Source organism: Vibrio sp. RE86 (assembly GCF_013114545.1).
In the GTDB taxonomy this organism is placed as follows: Bacteria; Pseudomonadota; Gammaproteobacteria; order Enterobacterales; family Vibrionaceae; genus Vibrio.
In genome coordinates this window covers 195,961-207,885 of the sequence record NZ_VTXI01000006.1, presented here as the reverse complement: position 1 = coordinate 207,885, position 11,925 = coordinate 195,961, and the positions used below count along the sequence as shown (strand labels likewise).

Annotated in this window: 7 protein-coding genes; all 7 read left to right on the top strand. The window is 43.5% G+C overall.

Features of this window, described 5'->3' with window-relative positions:
• Positions 1–88: 88 nt before the first annotated feature.
• A complete protein-coding gene (locus F0231_RS08480; protein ID WP_171759289.1) occupies positions 89–307 on the top strand; it encodes a DUF2835 domain-containing protein in 219 nt (72 codons plus the stop codon).
• A gap of 187 nt (positions 308–494) precedes the next feature.
• Positions 495–5,336 (top strand): NAD-glutamate dehydrogenase, encoded by a 4,842-nt coding sequence (locus F0231_RS08475; protein ID WP_171759288.1) that lies wholly within the window; start codon positions 495–497, stop codon positions 5,334–5,336.
• A gap of 87 nt (positions 5,337–5,423) precedes the next feature.
• The gene (gene pyrD, locus F0231_RS08470; RefSeq protein WP_171759287.1) at positions 5,424–6,434 is read left to right on the top strand and encodes a quinone-dependent dihydroorotate dehydrogenase; all 1,011 of its coding nucleotides are present in this window, start codon (positions 5,424–5,426) and stop codon (positions 6,432–6,434) included.
• 195 nt (positions 6,435–6,629) lie between these two features.
• Entirely contained in the window at positions 6,630–7,175 is a 546-nt protein-coding gene (locus F0231_RS08465) for a cell division protein ZapC (protein WP_367613468.1), read from the top strand.
• A gap of 478 nt (positions 7,176–7,653) precedes the next feature.
• The gene (rlmKL, locus tag F0231_RS08460; RefSeq protein ID WP_171759324.1) at positions 7,654–9,777 is read left to right on the top strand and encodes a bifunctional 23S rRNA (guanine(2069)-N(7))-methyltransferase RlmK/23S rRNA (guanine(2445)-N(2))-methyltransferase RlmL; all 2,124 of its coding nucleotides are present in this window, start codon (positions 7,654–7,656) and stop codon (positions 9,775–9,777) included.
• A gap of 4 nt (positions 9,778–9,781) precedes the next feature.
• A complete protein-coding gene (locus F0231_RS08455; RefSeq protein ID WP_367613466.1) occupies positions 9,782–10,030 on the top strand; it encodes a glutaredoxin family protein in 249 nt (82 codons plus the stop codon).
• Positions 10,008–11,924, top strand: a complete 1,917-nt coding sequence (locus F0231_RS08450) for an ABC transporter ATP-binding protein (RefSeq protein WP_171759285.1) — start codon at positions 10,008–10,010, stop codon at positions 11,922–11,924. The genes F0231_RS08455 and F0231_RS08450 overlap by 23 nt, the downstream gene beginning before the upstream one ends.
• The last annotated feature ends 1 nt before the right edge of the window (position 11,925 follow it).

Genomic DNA, 11,925 nt, shown 5'->3' with positions numbered 1-11,925 from the left:
GTATAAAACAGTAGTGCTATCACGCACTACTGTTTATCTATACAGTATTTTAGTTTGTCCCATAACAACGTTACTTTTTTAGCCAATTATGAATCACTACCACTTTAGCTTAAACATCTCTTACCAACATTTTCTTGCCCATTATAGTGGTGCGGCAAGCAACGTTTTAGTTGTGACAGAAAATGGCTTAAGGCTTCAATTACCCGCCACAAGATTTAGGCCTTTTCTTAGTCAAATCGGGCTAAAAGGGCGCTTTAGACTAACAACTGACCAAAATAATAAGTTTATAAAGTTAGAACTTCTGTGAGCAACTGATTTTATAGAAGTTTAAATAGAACCTTAATCACATTCTCGAACATTTCACCTCGTACCACTCCCAAAACAATTAACTATTTATCAATAAAGCTTTTACAATAAAGCGGCATTACCCGTGTTAAGCACTATGCTTACAACAACCCCCAAAAAACATACAATTCTAATTGTGGAGTGTGATTATGACCGCGCGTGAAACACTGATGCCGGTTCTGCTTGAAAAAGTATATAAGCTTATTCAAGACAAACTCGAGCTTGCTCATCAACCCTTAGTCACCCAACTTGCTCAGCACCTGTTCAGCAATATTTCTCAAGACGATTTAGTCGAACGAAACGAATCCGATCTTTATGGCGCAGTGGTTTCACTTTGGCACCATATTAACGAAAAGAAAGCCGACGAAATCTCAGTTCGAGTATTTAACCCTACCGTAAGCCGCCAAGGTTGGCAGTCTACCCATACGATTGTTGAAATCGTTGTCCCAGATGGCCCATTCCTCGTTGATTCTGTGAAAATGGCGCTTAGCCGATTGGATCTTGCATCGCACTTAATGCTGCATGGCCCAACACAGATTTCGCGTACGGCAAAGGGTGAGATCACTAGCATCAATGAAGGGGACGGTGCGCTTCAATCACTATTCCACATCGAAGTCGATCGCCTAAGTAATAAGGAAGAGATGACTTCACTTAAATCAGAGCTATTGAGCATTCTGACCGATACGGGTCTAGTGGTTCAAGATTGGTTACTGATGGTAGAAAAACTTGAAGAAGTCACTGGCCGAGTTGAAGCTCAGCAAGGAAAAATTGAGATCCAACGTGATCGTTACGATGAGTCGATAGAATTCTTACGTTGGTTGGGCAATCACAACTTCACGTTCATGGGTTACAAAGAATATGACCTTGTTTCTGTTGATGGCGATACTGAACTTCGACCGACAGCTGATAAAGGGCTAGGTCTGTTTGCGAACCGCGATCGAGTTAGAACGGTTAAACTATCTGACTTTCCAGATTCTGCTCGTTTAGAAGCGAAGAAACCTTTCCTTCTTATTGTCACGAAAGGCAACCGTGCATCACGTATCCACAGACCCGCGTATACAGATTACATTGGCATTAAAAAGTTTGATGAGAACGGTAAAGTTATCGGTGAGCACCGTTTTACTGGTCTTTATACCTCTGCGGTTTACAACCAAAGTGTTGAAAGTATCCCACTGATTCGTGAGAAAGTAGAACGTATTCTGGATGCAAGTCGATACCGCGAAGGCTCATACTCTTACAAAGCACTTCACAACATTTTAGAAAACTACCCTCGTGACGAACTACTGCAAGCAAAGGAAGAAGAGTTGCTTGAAGTGGGCATGGGCGTTGTGCAGATGCAAGACCGCGATCTATTACGCCTGTTTGTGCGTAAAGACCCGTTTGGTCGTTTCTTTAGCTGTATGGTTTACGTCACTAAAGATCGTTACAACACAGAGCTGCGTCGCCAGACTCAACGAATCCTTAAGCAGTACTTTGGCTGTGAGCAAGAAGTAGAATTCACGACTTACTTCTCTGAAAGCCCACTAGCTCGTACACATTACATAGTTCGTGTTGATAACAACAATATGGACGTAGACGTTAAAACGATTGAGCAAAACTTAATGGAAGCATCTTCAACTTGGGATGATCGTTTATCAGAAGCGATCGTTGCAAACTTTGGTGAAAGCAAAGGCCTACCTGTCGCAAAAGATTATCTGCGTGCTTTCCCTCGCTCATACAAAGAAGATGTTCTTCCTGGTTCAGCGGTTGCAGATATTGAACGTCTAGAAAAGCTAAGTGATGACAACAAGCTTGGTATGCTTTTCTACCGCCCACAAGAATTAGGGGCAGACTCTAAATCAGTAAGATTGAAGCTTTATCATCGCGACGAGCCAATCCACCTTTCTGATGTGATGCCTATGCTTGAAAACTTGGGCTTGCGTGTTATCGGAGAATCACCTTACGAAGTTCGTAAAGCTAACGGCCAAGTTTATTGGATCTTAGACTTCTCAATGCTTCATAAGAGCGAGACAACTGTTGATCTTCGCGAAGCGCGCGATCGATTCCAACAAGCATTCGCGGCAATTTGGGCTGGTGAATTAGAGAGTGATGGCTTTAACCGCTTGGTGCTAGGAGCATCTCTAACGGGTCGTGAGATTTCAATTCTTCGTGCCTATGCGCGTTACATGCGCCAAGTTGGCTTCCCATTCAGTCAACAGTACATCGAAGATACATTAAGCCATTACCCACATTTAGCAAAAGGGCTGGTGGAGCTATTTACCAAACGTTTCGAACCGAAACATAAAGGCAGCGAAAAAGGTCAGAACGATCTTATCGCTAAACTAACTGAACAATTAGATCATGTAGAAAGCTTGGATGATGATCGTATCATTCGTCGCTATATTGAAATGATCACTGCGACACTTCGTACCAACTACTACCAGGTTGATGCGAACAAGCAACCTAAGCCTTGGTTATCTTTGAAGATGAAACCAAGCGATATCCCAGAGATCCCACAACCTGTACCTGCGTTCGAAATCTTCGTGTATGCACCAGATATCGAGGGTGTACACTTACGTGGTGGTAAAGTTGCTCGTGGCGGCTTACGTTGGTCTGACCGTCAAGAAGATTTCCGTACAGAAATTCTCGGTCTTGTTAAAGCACAGCAAGTTAAGAATACCGTTATCGTACCAGTGGGTGCGAAAGGTGGTTTTGTTTGTAAGAAGCAGCCAACACTCAGCGGACGTGATGAAATCTTTGCGGAAGGTCAACGTTGTTACAAACGCTTTATCCGAGCGCTACTTGACGTTTCAGACAACATTGTTGATGGTGAAGTTGCTCACCCAGTGAATGTGGTTCGTCATGATGAAGACGATCCGTACTTGGTTGTTGCCGCAGACAAAGGGACAGCAACGTTCTCTGACTTAGCGAACTCTGTGTCAGAAGAGTACAACTTCTGGCTAGGTGATGCGTTTGCTTCAGGTGGTTCTAACGGTTACGACCACAAAGCAATGGGTATTACTGCGAAAGGTGGTTGGGAGTCGGTTAAACGTCACTTCCGTGAGATGGGTATCAACTGTCAAACGACGGACTTCACCGCAATTGGTGTTGGCGATATGGCAGGGGATGTATTTGGTAACGGTATGTTGCTATCGAAGCACATTCGCTTACAAGCTGCATTTAACCACATGCACATCTTCATCGACCCGAATCCAGAATCTGCATCGAGCTGGGAAGAACGTAATCGCCTATTTAACCTTCCTCGTTCAAGCTGGGAAGATTACAACGCAGAACTGATTTCTAAAGGCGGCGGTATTTTCTCTCGTCGTGCGAAATCAATCTCGTTGACACCTGAAATTCAAAAGATGCTTGGCACTAAGAAAGCATCAATGGCACCAAATGATCTGATTAAAATGATCCTTTCTATGGAAGTGGATCTGCTTTGGAATGGTGGTATCGGTACTTATGTTAAGGCATCAACGGAAACACACACTGATGTGGGTGACCGCGCAAACGATGTACTTCGTATTGATGGACGTGACCTTAAAGCGAAAGTCGTTGGTGAAGGCGGTAACTTAGGTATGACTCAATTGGGTCGTATTGAGTATGGCCTAACCGGCGGTCGCGTAAATACCGACTTCGTTGATAACGTAGGTGGTGTTGACTGTTCGGATAACGAAGTAAACATTAAGATCTTCCTAAATGGTTTAGTGACCAATGGCGATCTTACTGTTAAGCAACGTAATAAGATCCTCGAGTCAATGGAAGATGAAGTGGGTGAAATCGTACTAGACGATGCTTACTGTCAATCTGAATCTATCTCGGTAACTGAGCGTCAAGGCACATCTCTTGTAAAAGAACAAATTCGTTTCATTCACACTATGGAAAAGGCCGGCCATTTGGATCGTGCACTTGAGTACATTCCTGATGACGAAACGCTTCTTGAACGTGAGAAACAGGGTATGGCGCTGACTCGACCAGAACTTTCTGTTCTTGTTGCTTACGGCAAGATGGTTCTGAAAGAAGAGCTTGTCCACGAAGACATTGCTAAAGATGATTTCCACGCTCAGCTTCTGGTTAATTACTTCCCAACTGAGTTACGCCGTAACTATTCTGAGCAAATGGATAACCATCCACTGCGCGCAGAGATCATCGCGACAGCGCTAGCTAACCAAATGGTTAACGAAATGGGGTGTAACTTCGTTACTCGTCTTCAAGAAGAGACGGGAGCAAATGTTGTTGATATCGCAAATGCATACGCAGCGGCAAGAGAAATCTTTGGCTTAGGAAAAGTATTAGAAGATATCCGTGCATTAGATAATGAAGCACCAACCGACGCACAATATGACATGATCTTCTATGTACGCCGTACACTTCGTCGTCTATCACGTTGGTTGCTGCGTAACCGTACTGGTCGTCAGTGTGTTAACTCGCTCATTGAACTGTACCAAGAAGACGTTGAGACCATCAAAGCTAACTTAGACGATATGTTGGTTCCTTCAGAAGTCGAAGAGCACAACGAGATGGCTGATGCCTGGATTGAGCAGGGCGTAAATGCAGAAGTCGCTAGTTATGTGGCTCGTCTGTCTAGCCTTTACTCAGTACTGGATATATCCACAGTGGCTCGTGAAAAAGGCAAAACCGTCGAACAAACGGCTAAATTGTATTACAACTTGGGTGATCGTTTGTCACTGCACTGGTTCTTGAAACAAATCAATAGCCAAGCGGTAGACAACAACTGGCAAGCTCTAGCTAGAGCAGCGTTCCGTGAAGATCTTGATTGGCAGCAACGTCAGCTAACGGGTCAAGTACTAAGCTGCGGCTGTACAGCTGAGTCGTTAGATGTCATGCAAGCACTTGAAGATTGGATTGCAACAAACGAAGTGTCACTGCACCGTTGGGAAAATATCCTCAACGAATTTAAAGTTGGTTCAGTGCATGAATTTGCGAAATTCTCAGTGGCTCTAAGAGAGTTGGTATTGCTGAACTTGAACTGCACTGCTAATAGTTAAACGTTTGCTATATTTCGTTGAATTATTCGGTAAATAAGTGAATAATAACGCCCCGTTTATACGGGGCTTTTTTCTTTCGGAGGCACAATGCTTTACCGTCTAGCCAGAACTGGCTTTTTCCAACTTGATGCCGAAAAGGCACATGATCTTGCAATCAAAAACTTCAAGCGTTTCACTGGTACTCCTGTTGATCTTCTTTACCGTCAACAACTTCCTCATCGTCCAGTTGAGTGTATGGGTTTAACATTCCGTAACCCAGTAGGTCTTGCTGCTGGCCTTGATAAAAATGGCGAATGTATTGAAGCATTCGACGCAATGGGCTTCGGTTTCGTTGAAGTCGGTACGGTAACACCACGTCCACAAGCAGGTAATGATAAGCCTCGTCTTTTCCGTTTAGTAGAAGCTGAAGGTATCATCAACCGTATGGGGTTCAACAACCTCGGTGTTGATAACTTAGTAGAGAACGTTAAGAAGGCTAAGTTTGATTGTGTTCTTGGTATTAATATCGGTAAGAACAAAGACACGCCAATTGAAAAGGGCGCTGAAGACTACATAATCTGTATGGAGAAAGTTTATGAACATGCAGGTTACATTGCAGTAAACATCTCTTCTCCAAATACTCCAGGACTTCGCTCTCTACAATACGGTGAAGCGTTGGACGAACTTTTGGCAGAACTAAAAACCAAGCAAGCTGAACTTGCGGAAAAGTTTGGTAAGTATGTCCCGCTTGCATTGAAGATCGCTCCCGATCTTAGTGATGACGAGATCAAGCAGATCTGTGAATCATTGCTTAAAAACAAAATAGATGCAGTTATTGCTACAAACACGACTCTTGATCGTAGTATCGTTGAAGGTATGAAGCATTGCAACGAAGCGGGTGGACTAAGTGGTCGACCTGTACAATCTCGCAGTACTGAAGTGGTTCGTCGTCTGCATGAAGAGCTTAACGATCAAATCCCGGTGATTGGGGTAGGTGGTGTAGACTCTTATGTTGCAGCAAAAGAGAAAATGATGGCGGGTGCTGAACTCGTGCAAGTTTACTCTGGTTTCATTTATCATGGTCCAGCTCTAGTTCGCGACATTGTTAAAAATCTTTAGTAAGTGATTGTTTAAACTCTTATAGTGACATTGTCACTTTGCTTGAGTGACAACTTTCATGACATATTTGAAGAGGAAATGAGATTTCATTTCCTCTTTTTTTTCGCCAAACAGCTTTTAAAATTCGTAGTAATGTTTGGAAAGGTAATTAAGCGTTTTACCTATTAATGTTAAAACTAATTCAGAGTAAGAATGATGCTTAAACCTAGCGACAAATGGACTTGGTACTACGATGATACAGAAGGGCACTTAATGCTCGACCTGGGCAACGAGATGATTTTTAAAACCAATCTCAGCCGAAAGCTTATCGTAGATTGTGCAATCGGCATCAATGAATTTTCTGTCGATGATGCATACGCCTATCAAGGTTACAAAGAACAAATCTCTCTATTAGGCTTGAGTGAGCCTAGACAAGCAGAACTTGCTTTATATTGCGTCGCTGCAAAACGTTTCCATAAACCTGTTCAACCAAAGAGCTGGTTCTTCGATTCTCAATCTAACGGTGAACATGCTCCTGAAGAAGCCGACTTAATCCGTCTCTCCAATTCAAACAATGAAGGTTACTTTATCGTTTTGGAAGTAGGAGAGAGTGCCAGCCTTGTCGCTTCGGTATGTTTAGAAGAGTTTGAGTTAAATGGCATCAAATCGCTTCAGTTTGGTCAAGCAATCAAAGTAATGCATGACCGTGTGAGCATCGCCAACCATCTATTTGCCACGCATACGATAGCCCTAGTGAGCTAAACAGACCCAATTCGTTCCTTTGTTTCATTTCCCGCCAGCTTATTAGCTGGTTTTTTTTGTTCAAAAACAGCCCTATAGCATTCCTCATCGTCGTTATCGGTCTGTCTCACTTGTGACGCAAGTACAAAAAACGTCCGAATGAAGTAGATTTATTCTTCATCTTTTTAGCCTACGAACACCGTTCAATTGTTAATTATTCCTCATTTCCTCTAATTCTGTGGTTTAATTACATAAAAAATGAGCTCTGGTGTATACCAAAATAAGTGCGAATAAGTATTCACTATCAAATTAAGGCTCAAAACTTGGAAGAACTGATAGCAGAGAGTTCTATCTAGCTGTCGTAATTAAATCACAGGCTTATTCGGTGAATTTGTAGCCATTCAGAGGCTTAACTAGATGAAAGCTTGTATTCGACTAACGAAACATGGATATGTCAGGTATAATGGGGGGTCATTTTCTACTGAATAAAAAGATCACTATGCATCAATATCTTGCAGTTACGTCCAATGGTTTAGAGAACCTATTGGTTGACGAGTTAACTAAGCTTGGCATTACAAACGCAAAGCCTGTGCAAGCAGGTGTTCGTTTTAAAGCATCCAATGAGCAAATTTATCGTTGTTGCTTGTGGAGCCGCTTGGCATCGCGTTTTGTACGTATCCTTTCAGAGTTTACTTGTAACGATGATATGGATTTGTATCTGGCTACGTCTTCCGTAAATTGGGTTAATCAATTCCACAGCTCTAAAAAGTTGGTTGTAGACTTCAACGGCACAAACCGCGAAATTCGTAACAGCCAGTACGGTGCGATGAAGGTTAAAGATGCCATAGTTGATAGCTTTGAGAAGAAAAACCTACCAAGACCATCGATCAGTAAAGATCGTGCCGATCTTCGTATTCATGTCCGTCTACATCGTGATAAGGCCATTCTTGGTGTTGATATGGTGGGTGGCGGTTTACACCAACGTGGCTATCGTCCAGAATCAGGTCGTGCTCCGCTGCGTGAGACATTAGCTTGTGCGATTATCCAACGAAGCGGTTGGAGCGAGGACAAGCCTCTTCTAGACCCTATGTGTGGTTCAGGTACGCTACTTATTGAAGCTGCAATGATTGCCGCGAACATGGCGCCCGGCGTTAAACGCGAGAAATGGGGCTTTGAAGTGCTAGAGGATTTCGAACCAGAACTATGGGCTGAGATTAAGTCTGAGGCGAATGTTCAAGCTCGCCGTGGCGTCAAAAAAGTTGACGCTAAGTTTTATGGCTTCGATAACGATGCACGAGTGATTAAAACAGCACGCGATAACGCAAGACGTGCTGGCGTTGAATCACTCATCGAATTTAAAGAGGGCGACGCAGCGCTAGTGACACGCCCAGAGAACTTTGAGAATGGCGTTATTGTATCAAACCCACCCTACGGTGAACGTCTAGGTACGCATCCTGGTTTGATTGCGCTTTATACAGCGTTTGGTGCGCAGCTTAAATCTCAGTTTGGTGGCTGCCAAGCGTCGATCTTCTCTAGTTCTGATGAACTATTGAGTTGTTTACGCATGCGTGCTGATAAACAATACAAACTCAACAACGGTGCGTTACCGTGTCACCAAAAGAACTATTCTATTAGCGATCGTCCGGTAGAAGCGAAAGGTGATTCAACCGCTGAAACCATGATTGCTCCAGACTTTTCTAATCGTTTAAAGAAAAACATCGCGAAAATTGGCAAGTGGGCTCGTAAAGAGCAACTGGATTGTTACCGCATCTATGATGCCGATCTTCCGGAATACAATGTTGCAATCGATGTTTACCTTGATCAACTTGTTATTCAAGAGTACGCAGCGCCGAAAAATATCCCTGAAGAGAAAGCAAAGCGTCGTCTAACGGATATTATTCGTGCGGCGATTCAAGTAACAGGTACCGAAGCGAACAAAGTCGTACTAAAAGTTCGAGAAAAGCAAAAAGGACGTTCTCAGTACCAGAAATTATCACAAGAGTCAGAACAGCTTGAAGTTAACGAATATGGCGTGAAGCTAATTGTTAACTTACACGATTACTTAGATACAGGATTGTTCTTAGATCATAAGATTACTCGCCGTAAATTAGGTGAGATGGCTTCGGGTAAAGACTTTTTGAATCTATTTGCGTACACAGGTTCTGGTACCGTTCATGCCGCTTGTGGCGGTGCTAAGTCTACAACCACTGTTGATATGTCTAATACCTACCTAGAGTGGGCGAAGGAGAATATGAAGCTAAATGGTCAAGTTGGTCGTCAGCATCGATTTGAACAAGCTGACTGTCTTCAGTGGCTTGAAACATCAACCGCTCAATTTGACTTGATTTTCATCGATCCACCGACGTTTTCTAACTCAAAACGTATGGAGCAATCATTTGACGTTCAGCGCGACCATATCCAGCTAATGAAAAACTTGAAGCGTCTACTGCGTGATAACGGCACGATCGTATTCTCAAACAACAAACGTCACTTCAAAATGGATCAAGAAGGCTTGCAAGAGTTAGGTCTTGAAGCGAAGAACATCTCTCATCAAACGTTACCAATGGATTTTGGACGTAACAAACACATTCACAATTGCTGGGTACTGACACATAAGGAATAGTGGGGTGAACTCAATCACTTTATACAGTACAGAAGGGTGCCATCTATGTGAGATGGCATTTTCTCTTACTCAACAAATCAACATTTCAAATAAGGTCGATATTGTCGATATTGCGTTCGACGATGAGCTATTTTCTCGTTACGGTGTCACTATTCCCGTGCTTAACTTCAACGGAAATGAACTTAACTGGCCCTTTGATTTAGAACAGCTACAAGTTTGGTTAGATAATAATGGCATTACTTACGATAAATAACGGATTGCTGGCGTACGGCGATCACCCTTTACTCGATAGTGCTGACTTTGCACTCCAAGAAAACGAACGCGTTTGTTTAGTTGGCCGAAATGGTGCGGGTAAGTCGACGTTGATGAAAGTTCTAGCGGGGCATGTTCTCTTAGATGACGGTAAACTTACCGTTACCCAAGATGTTGTTGTTTCACGTCTAGAGCAAGACCCGCCGCGCAACCAAGAAGGCTCAGTATTTGATTATGTTGCTGGTGGATTGGCTGAAATTGGTCAAAAGCTTAAGATCTACCAAGATCAGCTCGATCTTATTTCTATCGACCCATCAGAACAAAACATCAACAAGCTAGCGCGTATTCAAGAAGAGCTCGAGCACAACGGTGCATGGCGTTTTGAAGACCGCATCAAAAATGTATTGGCGGCACTGAAACTGGATGGTCAAACAAAGCTGACCGACTTATCTGGCGGCTGGCAGCGTAAAGCGGCGCTTGCACGAGCTTTGGTGCGCGATCCTGATGTACTTCTCCTTGATGAGCCAACTAACCACCTTGATGTGACCACTATTGAGTGGCTTGAGAACTTTTTAAAAGACTTCCGTGGTTCAATCATCTTCATTTCTCACGACCGTGCGTTCATCAAGTCTATGGCAACGCGCATTGTTGACCTTGACCGCGGCAAGCTTGCGTCTTTCCCAGGTAACTATGAGAACTACCTTGTAGAGAAAGAAGAAATGCTTCGCGTTGAAGAAATGCAAAACGCTGAGTTCGATAAAAAACTCGCTCAAGAGGAAGTATGGATTCGCCAGGGCATCAAAGCGCGTCGGACTCGCAACGAAGGGCGTGTTCGAGCACTGAAAAAGCTTCGTGAAGAGCGCCAAGACCGACGTGAAGTGCAAGGGAAAGCAAACATCCAAATCGACGATGCGAATCGCTCGGGTAAGATTGTCTTTGAAGCAGAGAGTGTTAGCTACAGCATTGACGGTAAGTCTATCGTTAAAGATTTCTCGTTCAACATTATGCGTGGCGACCGTATTGCCCTGATTGGCCCGAACGGCTGTGGTAAGAGTACGTTACTGAAACTTCTTCTTAATGATCTTCAACCAGAGTCTGGTCGTTTGCATTGTGGTACTAAGCTTGAAGTGGCTTACTTCGACCAATACCGTGAAATTCTAGATCCAGAGAAGTCAGTCATCGACAATCTTGCAGACGGCAAGCAAGAGGTTATGGTTGGAGGTCGTCAGCGACACGCGCTCAGCTATTTGCAAGATTTCTTATTTGCACCTAAACGTGCTCGTACTCCCGTCAAAGCGTTGTCAGGTGGCGAAAAGAACCGACTTCTTCTCGCTCGTATTTTCCTCAAAGCAAACAACTTACTGGTACTCGATGAACCAACCAACGATCTAGATATCGAAACTTTGGAACTTTTAGAAGATTTACTTGCCAATTATCAGGGTACGTTGCTACTTGTAAGTCACGATCGTCAGTTCGTTGATAACACGGTAATGACAAGTTGGATTTTTGAAGGCGAGGGTGTCATTGAAGAGTTTGTGGGTGGTTATCACGATGCGCAGCAACAACGCGCGCAAACTTTGAAGTCACGATCGACTGAAAAACCGACGAAATCGGTTAAACAGGTTGAGGAAACTCCCAAAACTGCAGACGTTAAGAGTAAGCCAAAGAAATTATCTTATAAACTGCAACGAGAGTTAGAAGCATTGCCAGTTAAGTTGGAAGAACTTGAAAGCGAGATCGAGACTCTACAGGAGAAAGTCAATAATCCAAACTTCTTCTCAAAGCCTGTAGAGGAAACACAGCCAGTGCTTGATAAGCTTACTGCAACTGAGCAGGAATTAGAGATTGCCTTCGAACGCTGGGAAGAGCTCGAAGCAATGCAACAGGAAAGTTAAG

What these genes read in the sequence shown, in the direction of transcription:
- F0231_RS08480 (WP_171759289.1), top strand. Translation starts at nt 89, where the DNA reads ATGAATCACTACCACTTTAGCTTAAACATCTCTTACCAACATTTTCTT.
- F0231_RS08475 (WP_171759288.1), top strand. Translation starts at nt 495, where the DNA reads ATGACCGCGCGTGAAACACTGATGCCGGTTCTGCTTGAAAAAGTATAT.
- pyrD (WP_171759287.1), top strand. Translation starts at nt 5,424, where the DNA reads ATGCTTTACCGTCTAGCCAGAACTGGCTTTTTCCAACTTGATGCCGAA.
- F0231_RS08465 (WP_367613468.1), top strand. Translation starts at nt 6,630, where the DNA reads ATGCTTAAACCTAGCGACAAATGGACTTGGTACTACGATGATACAGAA.
- rlmKL (WP_171759324.1), top strand. Translation starts at nt 7,654, where the DNA reads ATGCATCAATATCTTGCAGTTACGTCCAATGGTTTAGAGAACCTATTG.
- F0231_RS08450 (WP_171759285.1), top strand. Translation starts at nt 10,008, where the DNA reads ATGGCATTACTTACGATAAATAACGGATTGCTGGCGTACGGCGATCAC.